This is a genomic window from Sediminibacterium sp. TEGAF015 (genome assembly GCF_025997995.1).
Taxonomy (GTDB): domain Bacteria; phylum Bacteroidota; class Bacteroidia; order Chitinophagales; family Chitinophagaceae; genus Sediminibacterium.
The window spans coordinates 2,716,288-2,737,100 of sequence record NZ_AP026683.1 but is presented as its reverse complement, the minus strand read 5'-3'; the positions used below and the strand labels follow the sequence as shown (position 1 = coordinate 2,737,100).

Here is a 20,813-nt window from a genome sequence, read left to right as displayed (position 1 = left end):
TAAGAGGGTACAATATTTAGAAAAAAGGCGCATAAAAAGATTTAAGAAATGGTTACTTCAAAGAAAAGCTATTTAAAATAAACCTTACATTTATAATAGACTAAAATAATTAATATGCAATTAAAATGTTTAACCATTGATTTAATTGTCTCCACACAGGTGTATAATGTTTGTTGAAAATCGTTTTAAATATTTGAAATGGCTGGGAGTCATCTTGATGAGTCTGGCTGGTTTGGTATTGGTTGGCTGGGAATTTAATATCACTGTATTAAAAAGTTTCTCGGTAGAAATGACTGCCATGAATCCTTTGACAGCTATTACTTTTATAGTTGCGGGATGGTGGCTTTGTTCTTATAAAGAAAATAATTCAAAGAATACACTTGCTATAGCGGCCATATTTATACTTATTGTAGGATTAGTTCACTCCGCTGCCTATTTATTTTTGCTAGATTCTATTCGGTTTGATGATTTGCTATTTAGACAAAAAGTAGAAAGCAGTTATATCAATTCGCATTTAGCACCTACCACAGCTGTATTATTTTTATTGAGCGGAATAATTATGCTGAGTAATTCTTCGAAAATACCTGTACTCTTAAAACTCAGAAATCTATTAAGTCTGCTCATATTTATAGTTTCCTATGCATCTATTTTAGGGTACCTCTATGGAAGAGATTCCGCTTATAGAGTTGAAGGAATTTCAACCATAGCCTTGAGTACAGCAATTCTATTTTTATTGGTAAGCATTGGGTTATTCCTCAGCAATATTAAACATGGATTGCCTAAACTTTTCGTATCTATTCTAGAGGGAAGTTCACTATTTAGAAAAGTAACTCTTTTTATGTTGGTTTTCCCGCCATTCCTAGGTTACCTAAGAATCCTTGGTGAAAAAAGAGGCCTTTATTCACACGAATATGGATCTGAGCTATTTACAATGATCTTAACCTTTATTGTTTTTATTTTGATTTATAACTATGCTCATTTGCTAAACAATAAACAAAAAACAAGCATCGCTTTAGAAAAACAATTGAAACAAAGTGAGCGAAAATTCAGAGAACTGGTTTCGTCCTTAAAAGAAGGTGTAGCCAGTATCGATTATGAAGGACGACTTATTTATTGTAATCCCAGCTATTGCAAAATATTAGGCTATAAAGAAAAAGAATTGATAGGGAATGTGGTAGTAGACATGATTATACCCATCGAAAGAAGAAAAGAATTCTATGAAAGGCTAGAGAGGCGGAAAAAAGGAATTTCTGAAAATTATCAAACAGAAATCATACGGAAAGATGGAGAAAAAATTATTATTGACATCAAAAGCAATTCTTTGATTGACGATCAAGGTTCTACCGTCGCTTATGTAGTAAGCATCAATGATATTACAGAAGAAATTAGACAACTGGAAGATATAAAAGCCTTTTCGTCTTCTGCCGCTCATGATTTAAATAATCCAATTAATAAGATTATGACTGTTGTTGATCTGGTAGATCCCCAAACTTTGAATGAAGAGAACAGAGAGTTTTTACAAATGGTAAAAGCAACTGTTTCAAATATGAAAGTGTTAACACAAGATTTGCTAACATTCTCCCGTCTGGGCAAACAGCCATTAGAAAAAGCAGAGGTACATCTTCAAATATTGGTAGAAGAAGTAATTAAACAGCAAAAGCCACTTGATTTTAAAGGAACGGTTCAACTGAATACACTTCCGAATGCATTGGGAAATGAAGCTGCACTGAAACAACTTTTTAATAATCTTTTATCAAACGCTTTTAAGTACTCTTCCAAAAAAGAAAATCCAGCCATTGAAATTGGGTCCTATCAAAAGGAACACCAGACTTTTTATTATGTAAAAGACAATGGTGTGGGTTTAAACCAAGAGCAAATGAAAACCTTATTTACCCCCTTCAAAAGGTATCATAGTAAATTTGAAGGAAATGGTCTGGGTTTAGCAATTGTCAAAAGGATTATTGACAAACATGGGGGTACCATATTTGCCGAATCGGATACCGATAAGGGTCTCACTTTTCATTTTACCCTATCGCACAACTAATAATAAATCTTATTTTGAAAATATTAATATATTAATTCAGTTCCATTTTCGATAGAAGCAATATAAAAATCCAAAGGCAGGTTCATGGCTGCTTCATAAGCAGGTTTAATTTCACTAACAAGTTGTGCAATGGCATTTTCTTGTACAAGGTTAATGGTGCAACCCCCAAAACCACCCCCCATCATTCTTGCCCCCAATACTTCAGGCTTATCTTTCACAAAATTGACCAAAAAGTCAAGTTCTTTACAGCTTACTTCATACTGTCTACTTAGTCCTTCATGGGTTTCAAACATACATTCACCCATAGATGCAATATCATTTTGTTCTAGATAATTGCAGGCATCATTTAATCTTTCCATTTCATCTACAACAAACCGGCTTCTTTTATATACCAATTCATTAACAGGTAGAACAAATTGGTCAAGCATTTCAACCGTAACGTCGCGCAAAGATTCAACAGAGGGCTGATGCGCTTTAATTAATTCAACGGCTTTCTCGCATTCTTCTCTTCGTGTATTGTATTCGGATGAAGCCAGTGAATGCTTCACGTTGGTATTTAACAATAAAATCTTGATTCCATCTAATTTAAATGGCACATATTGGTATTCCAATGAGCGACAATCTAATTTAATTACCTGACTCGCTTTCCCCATCATAGAGGCAAACTGATCCATTATTCCGCACATGACACCTGCATACTCGTGCTCAGCTTTCTGAGCCATACTCACCATTTCAATCCTGCTAAATTCTGTCTGTAATAAATGATTCATTGCAAACACAGTAGCACATTCTACCGCTGCAGAAGAGGAGAGCCCCGCCCCGATAGGCACATCACTAGTAAGCAACAGGTTAAATCCCTTCAGGGGAATACACTTTTTAACAAACTGCGCAGCTCCACCTAAAATGTAGTTGGGCCAGCTTATATCACCAATTGGTTTTAATTGATGAATTGTAGTTGAAAAGTTTTCTTTCAAGTCTATTGCTGTCAGATGAATCTCTTCATCCTGTCTTAAAGACAAGGCAATGTATGCAGCTTTGTCTATGGCAGCCGGCAATACAAATCCATTATTATAATCGGCATGCTCCCCAATTATATTTACTCTTCCAGGAGAGCGAACAATAACCTGAGGCGAAGCCTGAAACTGTTCTATAAAAATTCTTGTCAATTCATTTTTCATGACTTACTTAATTTGAAATAAGGGATGCGTTGATGATACGCTTTGTTGTTGCATAATCATTTCCATTTCCTTACGCTTATCCGGCAATTGCGCTGACAAATTGTTTTTTTCGGATGGATCAGATGAAAGATTGTATAATTCAGTTCGGTCTGGCTCTGTTCCTTTATAATATCGGATTGCTTTCCAGCTTCCCGATACTACAGCCTGCTTAAATCCCCCTTCATAAAATTCCCAGTACAAAGGTGGGTGTGACCCCTGTTTATGACCTTTCAATACATTTAATAATGAAATCCCATCCGTTTTTACGGAAGATTGAATGCCTGCAATTTCATTGAACGTGGGTAAAATATCCCAGAACGCTCCTATTGTGTTTTGGGTTTGAGGTTTTTTAAATCCTTTCTTCCAACTAATAATAAAGGGAACCCGGATACCTCCTTCATATAAATCTCTCTTAGCTCCCCTGAATATTCCACTGCTTTTAAAATACTCAATATCATTTTGATTTCTACCCCCTTCTTTATGTGTACCATTGTCACTGGTAAAAACAATGATGGTATTCTCTAGTAGATTTTTCTCTTTTAACTTTTCTACTATCTCGCCAACATAACTATCCATTTGTGAAACCATTGCTGCATAGGCTGCTTTAGGAAATTTTTGTTCCCCATAATGCTGACCTGTAGGATGTTGTTTTTCAGGTGCAAAAATGCTTTGACCATTCTGATCCAAATAAAGTGCTAAAAAAGCATTGGGGACTTTTAATTCTGCATGAGGAAGCGTGAATGACAAGTATAAGAAAAATGGCGAATAAGCATTTCTATTTTGACTCTTTTCTGTATGCAGATCAATAAATGATTTGGCTTCATTGGTAAACCATTCATTACTGTATTGCTGTTTTGGAATGGCTAGTTTTCTGGTTTCAGCATTTATCATTTTCCATGCAGAATCAGGTTGCTGATAATGCCCTTCTACATGATGCAATAGTCCTGAAAAGTAATCCCATCCTTTTTTCTCGGGAGAACCCGTTGTATGGGATTGACCCAAACCCCATTTGCCAAATATCCCTGTTGTATACCCAGCTTCTTTTAAGTATTGGGGTAGTATTTTTTCTTCGGCTGGTAATGGTACTTCTCCATTTCCTCTAACAGTTAGATGTCCTGTATGTAAGCCAGTCATTAAAGAAGCCCTAGAAGGTGCGCATACGGTACTACCCGAATAGAAATGAGTAAACCTTGTACCTGTTTTTGCCAGCGCATCTATATGAGGGGTACGTATCTGGGCTGAACCATAACAACCCAGATCGCCGTATCCTAGGTCATCTGCGAGAATAAATACTATATTAGGTTTTGATTGCTGCGCAAGAAGACAATCCTTATTCAACATAAAAACCATCGCAAGAAATATGTAGACAGTTTTCATTATAATCTTTTTGATATATCTTTTACGCATCGAAATCCAGTGTGTTCTAGTCCAGTATCTGGACTACTTTTCATCCTTCTAGCTACTCTATATCCACTACAATATTCATCATTACATAAAAAACTTCCCCCTCTTAATACTTTCTTGGGAGTAGAGGGATTTTCGGGATCAAAACTTTTAGCTGGTCCTTTTGGATTTATCGAATTTTTGAAAGCAATTGTTTGATAATAATTTGAACTGTACCAATCACTACACCATTCCCAAACATTTCCTGCCATATCAAAAAGTCCAAATCCATTACAATTAAAAGTCGCAACTGGTGCATTCCTTATAAAGCCATCTTTTTGCTCATTAAAATATGGGAACTTCCCTTCCCAGCTATTTGCTTTTGCAAAACCTTGATTTATGGGCTGATTTCCCCATGGGTATAATTGATTTGTTTTTCCACCGCGGGCGGCAAACTCCCACTCAGCCTCTGTTGGAAGTCTCTTTCCTGCCCATTTACAATAGGCCATTGCATCATCCCAGCTAATATGAACAACTGGATAGTTTTCTTTCCCCTTAATATTAGAACCAGGTCCTTCTGGTGATTTCCAGTTTGCCCCTTTAACCCAACTCCACCATTGACTATAATTATTAAAATCAACAGGACCAGTTGTTTGTTTAAATACCAATGAAGCTGCAACCAACAAACTATCTGCTGGCTTAGTAGTTCCGGTTGGTAAAATTTTCTTAAGCTCACTCCAGATAGGTTTTCGCTCAGCAGTAGTAATATAACCCGTTGCATTTACAAAAATGGCAAATTGTGCATTGGTAACTTCTGTCTGATCCATATAAAACGAATCAATTGTTACTAGATGTTTCGGTAGTTCGTCTAATTCAGATTGAATTCCATCGCCACCCATTTCGAAGCTACCCCCAGGAATTAAAACCATATTTGAGAGAGAACTGTCTAAGACATTAGAAATTGATGAATTGTATTTTACTCGATATCTATCAGGAGTTTTTAAACATGAAACAGTTGAATCCTTTACTATATTTTCATTATTTGTAGCAGTATTGTAACTGCAGCTTAATAAAAAGATTAGAATAATATAAACAATGAACTGAAATATGATTTTAGGTAAATTGATTTGCATATAAAATATTTTTAATACCCTAAAACAAGTAAGCTATTGTGATTGAAAGTATTAAATTTCCCGATTCTATAAACTGAATTCCTGATTTAATAAGCTACTCAAACTGCTAATTCTGACATTCGCAGCTCAAAAAATAAGAAATGAGAGGAATAGCAGTGTTCGCTTTAGTAGCGATGAGTTTAATTTCAAATGGTCAAAATACAATATCTGTTAATGATACAATTTCTGTTACGGATACAATAGCTTCCAAAAATCTGCCAGACATAACCGTGGTTGGAAGGAACAGTAAAAGCGATTATCAGCAAATGCCCGAAATTGTTGGGACCAATATTTATGCCGGCAAGAAGAATGCTTTGATTGTAATGGACAATGTACAGGGAAATGTTGTAAATAATACTATGCGCCAGGTGATGGCTAAAATACCCGGTATACATGTATGGGAAAGTGACCCTAGTGGCATTCAAATTGGAATTGCAGCAAGAGGTTTAAGTCCTAATAGAAGCTGGGAATTCAATGTCAGACAAAATGGATACGATATTGCAGCTGACCCTTATGGTTATCCGGAAGCTTACTATAACCCCCAGTTACAGGCGGTACAAAGAATTGAAGTGGTTAGAGGTCAGGGATCATTACAATATGGGCCCCAGTTTGGAGGATTAATCAATTATATTCTTCGAAACGGCAGTGAAATAAACAAACCCATTGAATTAGAAACACAACAGAGCTTTGGAAGTAATGGTTTATTTAATTCCTATAACGCCATTGGAGGACAAAAAGGTAAAATTCATTATTACTCATTCTTTGATCACCGAGAAGGAAATGGATGGAGAAACAATAGTCGCTTCTATAATAATTCCGGATTCGCAACTATCACTTATCAGTTTAGCAGTAGATTTTCATTAACTGCTGAAATCATGCGATCAAATATGCGTTCTCAGCAGCCGGGGGGATTGACCGATGCTCAAATCAGACAGAATGCACAAGAAAGTCTTAGAAGCAGAAACTGGTTTGACGTAAGCTGGACTACGCCTGCATTCATTGCAAATTACCAGATTAATGAAAACACAAGATGGAACACAAAAATATTTGCCACATTCGGAGACAGAAACAGCGTTGGATTCATGTTACCGGTTACTGTTAGAGATACCATCAATCCTATCACTGGCAATTATAATCCAAGAACAGTCAGCTTAGATCAATACAGAAATTACGGGTTGGAAAGTCGAATACTAACTAGCTACACTTTAGGCAAAATGAAAAACAATGTGTCGGCTGGGATCCGTTTATTTACAGGAACTACCAGCAGACAATCTGATGGAATTGGGTCAACTGGTATGAATTATGATATCAGTATCAGTGGCCAGCATCCAAGAGACATTGTTTTCAAATCAAAGAATGTAGCAGCATTTGTAGAAAATATTTTCCGGATAAATGAAAAACTAATCATCATACCCGGAATCAGATACGAATGGCTACAAGGATCAGCATCAGGAAGAAATGGTTTCTCTAACAATGGGAATGAAATTCGTTTACAAAATATTAGCAGAAGCAGAAGCTTTATTTTAGCTGGCATTGGTGCTGAATACCATGTTACCAATACAACAGAAATATATGCCAATTACTCCCAGGCTTATCGACCCATTCAATTCGCTAATTTACAAGCTCCACCTACCACAGATATTGTAGACCCTGACTTGAGAGATTCCAAAGGTTATAATTTTGATATAGGGTACAGAGGAAAAATTAAAACCTTTTTACAGTTTGATATCAGCGGATTCCTACTTCAGTACAACAATCGCGTAGGTGTTATTACAACCAGTGGAACAAATAGCCGCTTAATCACCAATGTTGGAGCAAGCACCAGCAAAGGAATTGAAAGCTATCTGGAATTTAATCCTGCGAGAGCTTTTAAAGCGCCAACTGTTTTTGACTTGATTATTTTTAGTTCCTATGGTTATACAGATGCCAGATATAGCGGTAATCATAAAGATGCCAATACTAAAGGGAAGCGTGTTGAAAATGCCCCTGAGCATATCATCAGAACCGGTATAACCGTAGGCTATAATAAATGGTTGATTACCTGGCAATACAGTCATGTTGGACAAGTGTTCAGTGATGCCAACAACACTGTTACTCCAACGGCCAATGGAAACAATGGTTTGATCCCTGCCTATGATATAACAGATATTACCCTGACCTATAAGATGAATAATAAACTCAATATTAAAGGAGGGCTAAACAATCTATTTGACACAAGATATTTTACCAGAAGAGCAGGGGGTTATCCAGGCCCGGGTGCATTACCTGGTGATGGAAGAACTTTTTTTGTTTCGCTACAGGCTAAATTTTAAAAATCAAAAAAAGAATTTTGATTAACGCATCTATATCGAAGTAGATTCGAAATCTTATATCAAGATCTTTATCCAATTTTAACCGAGGTCATGGTTAATGATCCTCCTACTGCTTTGTCATTGAAAAAAGAAATTTGATCCTTGCTTGTGCCTACTCCTAATGTGTACATTAATGGCAAATAATGTTCAGGAGTAGGTATAGCTAATAAAGCTTCTCTCCCTAATTGGGTGTAATTAATTAAGGGTGCATGGTCCCCGGATTCAATAAATGATTTAAACTGGCTATTGATTTGAATGGCCCAATCATATCCATATTGATCTTCATTTAATTTATCCCAGGCTACCATTCTTAAATTGTGTACCATATTTCCACTACCAATAATCAAAACGCCTTTCTTTCTAAGGGCATATAATTCCTTTGCTAAATCATAGTGAAACTTCGGGCCCTTTGTATAGTCAATGCTTAATTGCAAAACAGGAATATTGGCTTCAGGATACATATGCCTCACAACTGTCCAGGTTCCATGATCTAGTCCCCAATCGTGATCCAACTCTACTTGTGTTGACACAATCATAGATGCTGTTTCTTTCGCCAAAGCAGGATTTCCAGGAGCGTTGTATTGCACATCAAATAAAGCTTGTGGAAAGCCCCCAAAATCGTGAATGGTTTTAGGGAAATCCATGGCAGTAATTTGCGTTCCACGCGTAAACCAATGCGCAGAAACCACTAGCACAGCTGTAGGTGTGGGTATTTCTTCCGCCATCTTTTTCCAGCCTCTACTAAATTGCGTGTCTTCGATCCCATTCATGGGAGATCCATGTCCTATAAAAAGAACAGGCATTAAATATCCATTTTGAGGTAATGCTTCTGTGAAGTTTTTAAACTGTGATAAAGTGGTCATGGCTGCTGATGTTAAGAGGATGGATATTATAAATTTACTTCTTTCCATATAAATCCATTACCGATTTCAATTTTGATAAGTTTCTTGTTTTCAACCAAATTTGCTAATGTAGCCATCGCTTCTTGAGTGTTCAAATTGTAGAAAACTTCAAATTCCTTAAGAGTAACCGTACTATAGAATTTGAAAATATCTATATATGAAATAGATGCCTGTTTTTCTAAAGGCTGATTAATTAATCTTAGTAAAGCGGATTCATACACTTCATATGGTTTACTACCATACACTTTAAACCGATTGTCGTCAGCATCAATAAAATAAATCGTGGGAAATCCTCTTACACCCCAATCTTTTGCCATCCTAAGATCATCTTCAAATAATATTTTGGCAGTATTTCTAAAGTCATATTTAAACTGAATATGATCTAAACCTGAATCCTTAGCTGCTTGTACCAAATGTTCCAATTTGCTTATATTTTTTTGCTCAGTGAAAACCATTTCCTTAATCCTTCTTAGAAACTGCTCTGCCTTTTGCTTATCCTGCATTTGAGCTGCTTTGAATGCAATGGAAGGAGGATAAGAGGAATCTAACGGATCATTTAGCCATACTTTCCCATCAATTGGCATCTGGTAATAGTGACTTGCTTCCTGCCAATGTTGTGCAACGGAACTTGGACCACTCACATCTGAACCACCATACTCCTTCCAACTTTTTAACAATCCACCCATCCGATATTCTATATCAAAATAGTGTCCATATTCCTGTTTTAACTTTCTAAGTTGAGGATCAATTCCCCAGCAGGAAGAACAGATTGGGTCAGTAAAATATAAAAGCTTAATAGGCTTTTCTTTTCTATCAATATTGTTATGCTCAAAATCCTTTGGGATTTCACAATAACCTGTAATGGGATCACAATTCATTATTTGCTCATTTTCAATAAGTAATCAGTTGAATATTTACCACTACCGCCCAACAACAATACCAAGTAAACCAATAAGTACTGCAAGGATGGCTCTTGTTTGCCAAATGGATCGTTAGCATGAATTAACAGCGCAGCTACCATCATGGTAACTATTAATGGAACAACTGCCAAACGAGTTGCAAAGCCCACTAAAATCAATATTGAACAAATAACTTCTGCAAATACAGTAAGGCTAAGCGATAATTCTGAACTCATGCCCATAACAGGTGGAAATTGAACCGGTGCTCCAGAAAACAACATCGTCAATTTGGGTATGCCGTGCGTTAACATTAATACTGCGATTCCAGCTCTTGCAATCAATAAAGCCAGATCTGTTGTGTTGGAAGAATTGTTGATGCTCAATAGTTTTTTCATCTTTTTTGTTTTTATTAGTTATTTGATTGTTTTATTTTTTTTGTATTGATTTTTTTTGTTGATTATTGAATCAACTTGCTTTTGTAATTCTTCTGTTGCACTCGTATCTGCAGCTTAAATGAATCCGTTGTAGGTCTCATTCAGAGGACTCGCCACAGAAATCACAAACTTTTGATTGGCTACCGCTTTAATTTTTGAAGCAATTTCCTTTTCAGCTGAATAGGGAACAGCAGTGCAAAGCTACGCTAGGGCATAGCCTTACGCCATTGCCTATAAGCAAGAAAAAGCATTGATTTTAGTCAATGCTTTTATGAAATAGTAATTATTTAGTGGAGATTCTGCGCCTAATCCGGCTTAATGTTTCTGGTGTGAGGCCCATATAAGCAGCAATCATATGTTGAGGAAAGCGCTGTATTATTTCAGGATACTGTTTGGTAAATTGTTCATACCGCTCTTCTAATGTGCTACCTATAATAGACGTTAGCCTTCGTTGCATTGCAATGTAAGCCCCTTCAAAATTGAGTCTTGTATAAGTCTCATATTTGGGTAATATTTTTAATAAGCTATCGTGAGAAGTCTTACTCATCAATACCAGTTCTGCGTCTTCTACAGCATCTATATTATACGTTGCCGGTTCACCAGTAAGGAAGCTAAATAAGTCGGCAATAATCCACCCCTCTATTCCAAATTGAATAATACTTTCACTTCCACTCTCATCAACTGTATAGGCTTTTAAAGCTCCTTTTTCAATAAAAGCAAAAGATTTACAAACGTCTCCCTCTTGCAATAGGTATTGTTTTTTACGAATCTTTTTGGGCATGAGATAGGTCTTTACAAGAGCTTCTTCTTCTTGAGTTAGCGCTACCCTTTTATTGAAATGTGCTAGAAATGCTTCGTACATAATCTATTTACTTTCCAATACAAAACTTACTAAATATATAATCTAACTGATCTTCATGTGTTATTGTACCAGTGATGGTTCCTAAATGATGCAAACACTGTCTTATATCCAGTGCCAGTAAATCGCCTGGAACCCTATTTTGTAAACCCGCTTCTACTTCTTCAATAGATTGTAACAAAGCCACCAATGCTGCATTGTGTCTGGCATTGGTTACGATGGTAGACTCAGCATGTATATTTCCGTGAATGGTTTTACTCACCAGTTCTTTTTTCAAAGCTTCTATTAGTTCATTATTCTTTGCTGAAATAAAGAGCTGATTGGAAAATTGCTCAAAGTATTTCAGTTGTTCCTTAGAAGCGAGGTCGGCTTTGTTGCCAACCAATATATATTGAATTTTTTCTGCGTCAAACTCAGCCACTACTTTACTAAGATCATCTGACGTTGTAGTTAACACATCATAGAGATATATTACTAGTTCAGCTGCACGCATTTTTTCCTTGCTCTTGCTTACGCCAATCTGCTCAATGGCGTCGGCAGTGTGTTCGCGTATGCCGGCAGTGTCAATCAACCTAAATAAAACGCCTTCTATATTTAATACTTCTTCAATGGTGTCTCTAGTGGTTCCGGCAATATCACTTACGATGGCTCTGTTCTCGTTTAATAAAGTGTTTAATAGTGTTGACTTGCCCGCATTTGGTTTGCCAATAATTGCAACCTGAACACCATTCTTGATTACATTGCCCAGTTTAAAAGAAGCAATCAATTGCTGTGTTGCTCTTTTCAATTGCGCAATTAATTCAGCAAAAGCAGTTCTGTCTGCAAACTCTACATCCTCCTGTGAAAAATCCAGTTCTAATTCAATCAAAGCAGAAAAGCGTATCAAGGTTTCTCTTAACTGCGACAAATCAGAGGAGAAACCTCCCCGCATGGTGTGCAATGCTGCTCTTTTACTTGCTTCAGTATTACTCGCAATTAAATCGGCTACTGCTTCAGCTTGCGCCAAATCCATTTTGCCTTTTAAAAATGCTCTCTGCGTAAACTCTCCAGGTTTCGCTAAACGAATACCCTTAGCTGAAATGGCTTGAATAATTTGCTCTTGAATATAAGGAGAGCCATGACAACTAATTTCAATTACGTCTTCCCCTGTATACGACTTAGGCCCTTTATATAAAGAGAGAACAACTTCATCTAGTATGATATCTCCGTTTTTTAGTAAACCCACATGCAATGTATGAGACGCCTGTTTCAATAAATCTTTTGAAGGAAACAATTCATTGATAACAGAAAAACTGGCAGGACCACTTACTCTGATTACACCAATAGCACCTATACCCGGCGCCGTTGCCAATGCCACAATGGTATCATCCCATCCTTTTAATTGCATATTCATATGGCAAAGTTACAGCATTTAGGTCCCTGCTTAAAATACAGAAATGAAGGCCATATAAAGAAAAGACCCCGACTCATTAGAATCGGGGTCTTCCTATATTCGTATTAAGTGAGATTACTCTTCAGAAACCATGAATGTAATGCTCTGCTTGTGACGATAGATTACGTTTCTACCATTCTGTACGGCAGGCTTCCATTTAGGTCCTCTTGTAATTACACGAACTGCTTCGTTCTTAGTGCCATAACCCGGATCATTTTCAGCAACTACGTCACTGATTGAACCATCCTTAGCCACAATAAAAGAAACAACTACAGTGTATTTTCCTGGAGGCGCTCCATTTTCAACTGGTAAGTCTCTGTTTAAGTTACGCTCCAAGTACTTTGCCCATGCAGGCAAACCACCAGGGAATTCCGCAGGGATTTGCACCACTGTGAAAATTTTATCGTAATCTTCTTCTTTTTTAGGAGCTTCTACCACACCAGTACCTGACTCAACCGGAGGGGCAACAATACCTTCGTCTTTTGCACCTTCCTGATTGATTGTACCAATCTTGGTATCTTCTAATTTTTCAACCTCTTTAATTTCATCTTCTTCTTTCACTTCCTCATCTTTTACGATTTTAGGAGGAGTGAACTTCGTGATTTCCACTTTAGGAGGCTCTTGCTTTGGTGGCGGTGGTGGTGGCGGCGGTTCAGGTTTTTTCTCTTCCTGCTGCACGTTTTCCAACGACACATCCTGCACTATTAATTCTGTCTTCGAACCTGAGGAAGAATTGGCAAGTAGGTTGCCAAGCACGGCAAGCAATATGATCAGTATAGTCCCTACTAAAGCCTTAATCATACGCTTGTTGTAGGTTTTACGCAAATCATAAGCACCATACTCTTTGTTTCTTCCATCAAATATGATGTCGAGAATGTCTGCTGATTGAATTTTATTTACGTCCATTGTAAAATGTTATTAATTAGTTGCTTGTTGATATTAGTTAGATGCACCAGCTGCTGCGCCACCGCTAGCATCAGATATTTTTACCAAAGCGGCTTCGCCTTCTGAAATATCCACTAATGCGTATTTTTTCAATACATTAATTGCCATTTCATCTAACATATCTACTACATTCTTGTAAGTACAATCAACGGATGGTTTAATAATCACAACTAAATCTTTTTCAGGAGTATTGCGTTTTTTATCAATCAAAACGGTTCTGATCTCCTTAAAAGTTGAAGATTTGAAATTAGACCCATCTGTTGCCAACTGACCTTCATAATAGAAGACATTATTGTCTTTACCAAGCAAAACGGTGATAACACCAGACTCCTTGGCCTTATTCTGATCTTCCGGCTTATCAGCATCTTTTGGTAAAAAGAGCCTCATTGCCGTTGGCTGACTCATGGTTGTAGTGAAGATGAAAAAGGTAATCAACAAGAAACCTAAGTCCACCATGGGTGTTAAGTCAACCCTGGTTGATAATTTTTTCCCTTTCTTGACGCCGGGTCCTTTTTTGTGGCCACCGCCGCCCGAGGTATCCATTTCTGCCATGTCGGTAGAATTTAGTTTTCGTTATAAATTATTTACTCTTCTATTTTTTCACCTTTCTGATTCAATTTCCAAAGATCAGTACCTACAGGAGCTGCTTCAGGGCTTGTAACCATCTGGAACTTCAAAATATCATTCTTTTTGAAGGCATCAATGATCGCCTTAAATGCAGGGTATTTAGCAGCATTGTCGCCTTTTAACAGGAATGCTGGTTCTTTTTCGCCCATGTACACTTCTTTGGTTATTCTCATCCAGGTAACCAATTCATTGTTCGCTGTATCTAATACCGGAATACCAGGTAATTTATCTCCTTTGCGCTGATCTTCAGGCAATGCTAAAAAAGACGCAAGGCTACCAAATGGTGCTCCAAAAAACAGTGACTTTTTAAAAGCAGCTGTATTCAATCCCAGATTTTTGGTGGAATTCAAGGAATTGGCAATCGCTTCTTTCTTTGACTCATCGTCCATTTCAAGAAAAACTTTGCCACTTTTATCAAGAATTACCATTACATAATCTTTCTGAGGCGCTACTTTTGAAGCAACTGAATTGGGTGTAGTAACAGCAATTGCTTCTGCGGGTTTAAACTTGGTCGTCAAGATAAAGAACGACAACAAGAGAAAGGCCACGTCGCACATCGCCGTCATGTCAATATTTGTACTCTTCCGAGGTAATTTGGCTCTACCCATTGTTTTGTTTTTTACTGTTCACTTATAAATGATTCAAATCTTTGCGGATTCCACAAATAATTTCAAATTATTTGTAGTTAGCAGCGAAGCTTTGAGTTAAAGTGAAACCAGACTCATCAATACCATAAGTAATACCATCGATACGAGTAGTAAATACGTTATAGAAAATGATAGCTACTGCAGAAGTACCGATACCTAGTGCAGTGTTGAACAATGCTTCAGAGATACCTTTTGACAATTCACGAGCAGCATCACCACCACCTTCGTCACCTAGGGCAGAGAATGATTTAATCATACCTAATACCGTTCCGAACAAACCTAGTAGGGTTGCTACTGAAGCGATAGTTGATAAGAATACCAAGTTCTTTTCTAACATAGGTAATTCAAGAGCAGTTGCTTCTTCAATTTCCTTTTGGATATTCAAAACTTTTTGTTCAGTTTCTAATTCTGTGTTGCTGATCATTTCTTTGTACTTCTTAAGACCAGCTTTCATTACATTACCTACAGAACCTTTTTGCTTATCGCAAGCAGCCAAAGCTTTGTCTACTTCTTTGTTAGCAAGGTGGAACTGTACGCTGCGAACAAACTCAGCATTGTTAGCTGTACCTGTTGCTTTAATTACAGTTAGTAAACGCTCAATAACGAAAATCAATACGATGATGAAGTTACCAATCAAGATAGGTACAACGATACCACCCTCATACATTTTTGCTAATCCAGTCAAAGGTCCTTTGTGGTTAGGCCAGAAACCACCAGCCAAGTCTGGATTGGTAAAGTTACTGTTTGTTCCAAGTACAAATCTCCAAAGAATGTACCCGATTAATACCCCTGCGAAAGGAGCAATCCATGAAATAACGTTGCTGCTCTTCTTAGGTTGAGTAGAAGTTGCACTTTTCACTGCAGCGGTTGGTTTTGTTTCAGCCATGACTCAAATGGTTTTTGATTTTTTAAAAAAATAACTAATGGTTTAAAAAATTACTTCACAATGCTAATGAAAATTATCCTGAATTAACAAATTGTTTGAAATTCTTTAAAACAATTTAAACCAGCATTGGAAAGGGGTTGTAAAATAGGTATTTTATTTAAAGCAGCAAACTCAAGCCTTATTTTCTTTAGATGAATTTTACCGATTTTTAGAAAACCTCCACCACTCATCCAATCCTTAATATGATTTGATTGTTAGACGGTTAACAACCCTATCTTTATAGGCATTTTTTTAAAAAACACTAATTGCAACAATGAAAAAACTATTATTCACCAGTACAACGCTGATGCTGGCCCTAAGTTTAGTGGCTCAACAGCGACCACAAACCCCACCCCAGACGCCTGGAACGGGTGCTCCTGCACAAGGGCCTAACATGGGTAATTTGGCTAATATGATGAACAATGCCCAGAGACAGGGCCCAAAACCTTATAAAGAGGTAATTACTGCTAAAGCTGTTTCAAAGACAGGCTTGTTCACCGTTCATAAGGTGGAAGACAAATACTACTTTGAAATTCCGGATTCTCTTTTCGGAAGAGAGATATTATCGGTAGTAAGATTTTCTAAGGTTCCAGCAGGTGCCGGTTATGGTGGAGAGATTGCCAATCAGCAAACCATTACTTTCGAGAAAGGACCCAACAACAATGTGTTTCTAAGAACAGTTACTTTAGTAAATAAGGCTGAAGAAAACCAGGACATATATAAAGCAGTAACCAACTCTAACCTTAATGCTATTGCTTCTGCATTTCCAGTTGCTTCATTGGGCAAGGACTCTACCGGAGTGGTAATTGACGTTTCTGCATTTTTCAGTGGCGATAACCAAGCGGTTAGCATAAATCCAAATATCAAAAGAAGATATAACCTAACTGCTTTAGCACAGGATCGTTCTTATATCAGCAAAATCAGTACCTATCCAATCAACACTGAGATTGTAACTGTAAAAACTTTTAGCGCCTCTGCTGCAGCAGGCCCTTCAATTCCTGGTTTACCTACTTCAGGTGCTTCTTTGGCAGCCGCAAGAGATGCAGGAGCAGTAACTATGGAAATCAACACCTCATTGTTGTTATTGCCTAAAGTGCCTATGCAACGCAGAATGGCTGACAAACGTGTAGGCTTCTTTACAGATGATTTTGTTAGATACAGTGATTCACAACAAAAGGTAGAAGATGTAAGTTTTGCGGTTCGTTGGAGATTAGAACCTAAAGATGGTGAGTGGGAAAAATGGAGAAGAGGAGAATTGGTTGAACCTAAAAAACAAATCGTTTACTATATAGATCCAGCAACTCCTAAGCAGTGGCGTTCTCACTTAATTGCTGGTATCAACGATTGGCAGGCCGCATTTGAAAAAGCTGGTTTCAAGAACGCGATTGTTGGTAAAGAATGGCCGGAAAACGACACTACTATGAGTATGGAAGATGCTCGTTTTTCAGTAGTACGTTATTTTGCTTCTGATATCCCGAATGCATACGGTCCTAACGTTCACGATCCAAGAAGTGGTGAAATTTTAGAAAGCCATATTGGATGGTACCATAATGTTATGAAATTGGTTCACGACTGGTATATGGTGCAAGCTGCGCCAAATGACCCAGGTGCTAGAAGTATGAAGTACGATGACCAATTAATGGGTGATTTAATTCGCTTCGTTTCTTCTCATGAAGTAGGTCATACATTGGGATTGCGTCATAACATGGGAAGTAGTAGCCAAACTCCAGTTGAAAAACTAAGAGATAAGCAGTGGGTAGAAGCTAATGGACATACTGCATCTATAATGGACTATGCTCGTTTCAACTATGTGGCACAACCAGAAGACAATATCAGCAGAAAAGGTTTATACCCAAGAATTGGCGACTATGATAAATGGGCATTGAAGTGGGGCTACGGATATATTCCTGGCAATACGGAAGAAGAAATAAAGAACAACAGTAACAAAATGGTTACCGCTGCTTTAAAAGAAAACCCTCGTCATTGGTTTGGAACCTATGAAAGTGGTAATCGTGTTGACCCTAGAAGCCAGAGTGAAGATTTAAGTGACAATTCTGTTAAAGCCAGTGAATACGGCGTTTTAAACTTAAAGCGTGTAATGAAAGGTTTACCTGAGTGGACCAAAGAAGAAGGTGATCAGTATGAAAACCTTGCTACTATGTATGGTCAAACACTAGGTCAGTTCAACAGATATGTTGGTCATGTGAGTACTAATATTGGTGGTATTTACGAAACTTTCAAAACTGTTGAACAAAACGAGGCTGTTTATGAAATTGTTCCAAAGGCTCGTCAAAAAGAAGCCGTTGGATTCATCAACAAAAACGTTTTCGAAACCCCAACTTGGTTAGTAGATCGCGCTATGTGGAATAAATTCAATAATCCAATTTCTGCAGACCCAATCATGAGTCTTCAGGAAAGAACAGTGAACAGCATTGTTAGCACAGATCGTTTAGGCCGCTTACAATTAAGCGCTGAAAGATTTGGTGCGGATAAAGCTTACACTGCTATGGAATTGTTGAATGATGTTCAGGGCACTATTTTCAGTGAATTGAGCAGCAAAAAAGCCATTGACACTTACAAGCGTATGTTACAAAGAGCTTATGTAGATCGCTTGGCTTCTATCATTAACCCTGCACCTTCTTCAGCTGGCGGTATCACTATTAGCTTTGGTGGTATTTCTGCAGGTATAGATGCTAAGAAATCAGACGTTACAGCAATTGTAAGAGCACAGCTTGTTGGTTTACGTGGTCAACTTTCTGCTGCTGCTGCAACTACTGCAGACAAAATGAGCAAGATTCATTTAGCTGATTTAGCTGAAAGAATCAAGGAAGCTTTAGACCCTAAATAATACTTTAGAAGATTACAAAATCAATAGTATAGAAACCGCAGGTAATTAGCCTGCGGTTTTTTTATTTGTATCTTTGTTATATGAAAAAACTACTGATTCTTCTCTTGGTATTGATTGCAGGGAATTCCCTTCAGGCGCAAAAAGTTATCTGGGGCTATGTAAAAGATAGCATTACAAACGAACCTATTGAAATGGCGAGCATTACCAATACCCGCAATAACAATACAGTTATCACCAACCAAAAAGGATTGTTCAAAATAGAAGTGAGCAAAAATGATATCCTATCAGTTGCTGCAGTAGGTTATTTTTTTGACACGGTTTTATACAGTGGTATCCTCAGCGCAAGTGATACTATTACCCTTTTTTTAAAACCCATTAGCAGAAGTCTGAATAATGTAACCGTTCAAAATACAGGCGTAAATCAATACAGCTTAGATAGTTTAAGAAGAATCAGAGAGTTTACAGAAGAAATGGTTAGCCCTCCCGTTAAATCCGTTGAATTAGCCAATTCGGGGGCTGGCATTGGCATCAGTTTAAATCGATTTTCTAATAGAGAAAAGAACAAAAGAAATGCCATTAAAATATTTAACAACAGTGAGAAGCAGGCATATGTTGACTATCGGTTCTCTACTGCAATTGTTACCAAATACAGTGGACTCAAAGGAGAAGAACTACAAGTATTCATGCAACGTTACAGACCCTCTTACGAATGGTTAAGAAAAAATCCTAAAGAAGAAGATGTTAAGTATTACATCAACGAAAAGCTGAAAGACCGAAGAAAATAAGGCATTAATTCGGTACTACTCGTATCGTAATGCAACAATTGGATTAAGCTTAGCAGCTTTCATAGCAGGATATATACCTGCTACCAGCCCAACAATGGTGCATATAATGATTCCAATGAATACCCATGCCCATGGTATTACAAAACCAGTATCTAGAATAATTCCAAAAACATTCCCTACCAGAATTCCAAGGATAATGCCGAACAATGCGCCCAGTAAACTGATAATCATGCTTTCAAATAAAAACTGCTGACGTACATATTTACTTTTACCGCCAATCGCTTTTACCAACCCGACTTCCTTGGTTCTTTCATTTACTGCTACCAGCATAATATTCATCAGACCAATTGCTGCTCCAATCAATGTGATTAAACCAATGGCACTGGCTGCACCCGTAATACTACTAAGGAATCCAATAAACATCTCAGCAAACTTATCGCTCTTCTCAATTACGAAGTTATTATCCTCCTTGGGCTCGAGTTTTCGGATGGATCGGAATACCGAAGTAGCTTCATCCGTTGCTACGGGCAATTGATTGATATCAGTTACGCTCACCCCTACTAGATAAGTAGGACCAATATTGGCATAACGACGCACATTGGTATAAGAAGTTACAATTACATCGTCTTGTCTTAACATGGCACTTGACCCTTTGGATTTTAGCAATCCAACTACGCGATATGGAGTACTGCCTACTTTGATTATTTTGTCTATAGAACGTTCAGGCCTTTCTCCAAACAAACGGGTTGCTACATTGCTACCCAATAAGCAAACATTCCTTCCACTCTGCACATCCAGATTATTCAGGTTCCTGCCCTGCTCGATGGTATAACCATTCACCATTAAATAATTCTCGTCTCCGCCCCAAACAAGGATTTGCGGATTGGTTTTTCTGTCTTCATACCGCAATTCCTGTCCTCCAGGACCTCTTCTGTAAACACTGACCATTGCTCCGGGAAAGTTATACAAGGATTTGAATCTTTCCACTTCTTCCAGACGGAGTGGTTTATTTAAATTGGATTTCTTCTCTTTCAGTCCTCTTTTGGTTTTAGTGACTTCATCATTATTAGGCCCCATTCTGGCTCTTGAGTCTTTGTAGCGGATACTGAATGAGTTTGCCCCCATTGAAGAGAAGCTTTCCTTAAGACTCTGGTTCATGGCTTCAATGGCGGTGATAATCCCTATTAATGCCATAATACCAAAAGCAATAATAGCAATAGTGATACCGGCACGTAGTTTATTACCCTTTACCGTGCGCCAGGCTAAATTGAATGAGTCGAGAACTGTCATGAAATAAAGGTACAGCGTATTGCGGAAACCTTTTCAGCCACGTCCTTCAATTA

The 20,813-nt window shown here is 37.7% G+C and carries 17 protein-coding genes; 4 read left to right on the top strand and 13 right to left on the bottom strand.

Annotation, left to right across the window (positions count from 1 at the left end; all coding sequences use genetic code 11):
- Window positions 1–166 precede the first annotated feature (166 nt).
- Window positions 167–2,044, top strand: coding sequence for a sensor histidine kinase (locus tag TEGAF0_RS12270; protein WP_264898646.1), 1,878 nt, complete (start codon window positions 167–169; stop codon window positions 2,042–2,044).
- A gap of 23 nt (window positions 2,045–2,067) precedes the next feature.
- Here TEGAF0_RS12270 and galK read toward each other — a convergent pair whose 3' ends face one another.
- Genes galK through TEGAF0_RS12255 form a run of 3 tightly spaced genes read right to left on the bottom strand, consistent with a single transcriptional unit; the run spans window position 2,068 to window position 5,573 of the window.
- Window positions 2,068–3,222, bottom strand: a complete 1,155-nt coding sequence (galK, locus tag TEGAF0_RS12265) for a galactokinase (protein ID WP_264898644.1) — start codon at window positions 3,220–3,222, stop codon at window positions 2,068–2,070.
- A 3-nt stretch (window positions 3,223–3,225) separates the two neighbouring features.
- Window positions 3,226–4,638 carry an arylsulfatase gene (locus TEGAF0_RS12260; protein ID WP_264898642.1) on the bottom strand — a complete coding sequence of 471 codons (1,413 nt, stop codon included), beginning with the start codon at window positions 4,636–4,638 and terminating at the stop codon, window positions 3,226–3,228.
- A complete protein-coding gene (locus TEGAF0_RS12255) occupies window positions 4,638–5,573 on the bottom strand; it encodes a formylglycine-generating enzyme family protein (protein WP_264898640.1) in 936 nt (311 codons plus the stop codon). Before TEGAF0_RS12255 ends, TEGAF0_RS12260 begins: the two co-directional genes overlap by 1 nt.
- Window positions 5,574–5,917: 344 nt before the next feature.
- Here TEGAF0_RS12255 and TEGAF0_RS12250 point away from each other — a divergent pair, with 344 nt between their 5' ends.
- On the top strand, window positions 5,918–8,128 hold the full coding sequence (locus TEGAF0_RS12250) for a TonB-dependent receptor family protein (protein WP_264898638.1): 2,211 nt from the start codon (window positions 5,918–5,920) through the stop codon (window positions 8,126–8,128).
- A 68-nt stretch (window positions 8,129–8,196) separates the two neighbouring features.
- Here TEGAF0_RS12250 and ygiD read toward each other — a convergent pair whose 3' ends face one another.
- The 9 genes from ygiD to TEGAF0_RS12205 all read right to left on the bottom strand — a co-directional run bounded on the left by ygiD (window position 8,197) and on the right by TEGAF0_RS12205 (window position 15,798).
- A complete protein-coding gene (gene ygiD / locus TEGAF0_RS12245; RefSeq protein ID WP_264898635.1) occupies window positions 8,197–9,078 on the bottom strand; it encodes a 4,5-DOPA-extradiol-dioxygenase in 882 nt (293 codons plus the stop codon).
- On the bottom strand, window positions 9,057–9,947 hold the full coding sequence (locus tag TEGAF0_RS12240; protein WP_264898634.1) for a DsbA family protein: 891 nt from the start codon (window positions 9,945–9,947) through the stop codon (window positions 9,057–9,059). Before TEGAF0_RS12240 ends, ygiD begins: the two co-directional genes overlap by 22 nt.
- The gene (locus tag TEGAF0_RS12235; protein WP_264898632.1) at window positions 9,947–10,363 is read right to left on the bottom strand and encodes a DoxX family protein; all 417 of its coding nucleotides are present in this window, start codon (window positions 10,361–10,363) and stop codon (window positions 9,947–9,949) included. Before TEGAF0_RS12235 ends, TEGAF0_RS12240 begins: the two co-directional genes overlap by 1 nt.
- A 322-nt stretch (window positions 10,364–10,685) precedes the next feature.
- Window positions 10,686–11,264: a Crp/Fnr family transcriptional regulator gene (locus TEGAF0_RS12230; protein ID WP_264898630.1), complete on the bottom strand. Its 579-nt coding sequence runs from the start codon at window positions 11,262–11,264 to the stop codon at window positions 10,686–10,688.
- Between the two features lie 7 nt (window positions 11,265–11,271).
- Window positions 11,272–12,654 (bottom strand): tRNA uridine-5-carboxymethylaminomethyl(34) synthesis GTPase MnmE, encoded by a 1,383-nt coding sequence (gene mnmE / locus TEGAF0_RS12225; RefSeq protein ID WP_264898628.1) that lies wholly within the window; start codon window positions 12,652–12,654, stop codon window positions 11,272–11,274.
- 114 nt (window positions 12,655–12,768) lie between these two features.
- Entirely contained in the window at window positions 12,769–13,599 is an 831-nt protein-coding gene (locus TEGAF0_RS12220; protein WP_264898627.1) for an energy transducer TonB, read from the bottom strand.
- A 33-nt stretch (window positions 13,600–13,632) separates the two neighbouring features.
- Window positions 13,633–14,190: an ExbD/TolR family protein gene (locus TEGAF0_RS12215; RefSeq protein WP_264898625.1), complete on the bottom strand. Its 558-nt coding sequence runs from the start codon at window positions 14,188–14,190 to the stop codon at window positions 13,633–13,635.
- A gap of 32 nt (window positions 14,191–14,222) precedes the next feature.
- On the bottom strand, window positions 14,223–14,873 hold the full coding sequence (locus tag TEGAF0_RS12210; RefSeq protein ID WP_264898624.1) for an ExbD/TolR family protein: 651 nt from the start codon (window positions 14,871–14,873) through the stop codon (window positions 14,223–14,225).
- Between the two features lie 67 nt (window positions 14,874–14,940).
- Entirely contained in the window at window positions 14,941–15,798 is an 858-nt protein-coding gene (locus tag TEGAF0_RS12205) for a MotA/TolQ/ExbB proton channel family protein (RefSeq protein ID WP_264898622.1), read from the bottom strand.
- 313 nt (window positions 15,799–16,111) lie between these two features.
- Between TEGAF0_RS12205 and TEGAF0_RS12200 the strand changes: the two genes are divergently transcribed.
- Together TEGAF0_RS12200 and TEGAF0_RS12195 are read left to right on the top strand one after the other, a co-directional pair.
- On the top strand, window positions 16,112–18,685 hold the full coding sequence (locus tag TEGAF0_RS12200; RefSeq protein WP_264898621.1) for a zinc-dependent metalloprotease: 2,574 nt from the start codon (window positions 16,112–16,114) through the stop codon (window positions 18,683–18,685).
- An 80-nt stretch (window positions 18,686–18,765) separates the two neighbouring features.
- Window positions 18,766–19,470, top strand: coding sequence for a carboxypeptidase-like regulatory domain-containing protein (locus TEGAF0_RS12195; RefSeq protein ID WP_264898618.1), 705 nt, complete (start codon window positions 18,766–18,768; stop codon window positions 19,468–19,470).
- 15 nt (window positions 19,471–19,485) lie between these two features.
- Here the strand turns inward: TEGAF0_RS12195 and TEGAF0_RS12190 are convergent, their stop codons facing one another.
- The gene (locus TEGAF0_RS12190; RefSeq protein WP_264898616.1) at window positions 19,486–20,760 is read right to left on the bottom strand and encodes an ABC transporter permease; all 1,275 of its coding nucleotides are present in this window, start codon (window positions 20,758–20,760) and stop codon (window positions 19,486–19,488) included.
- Window positions 20,761–20,813: the final 53 nt, after the last annotated feature.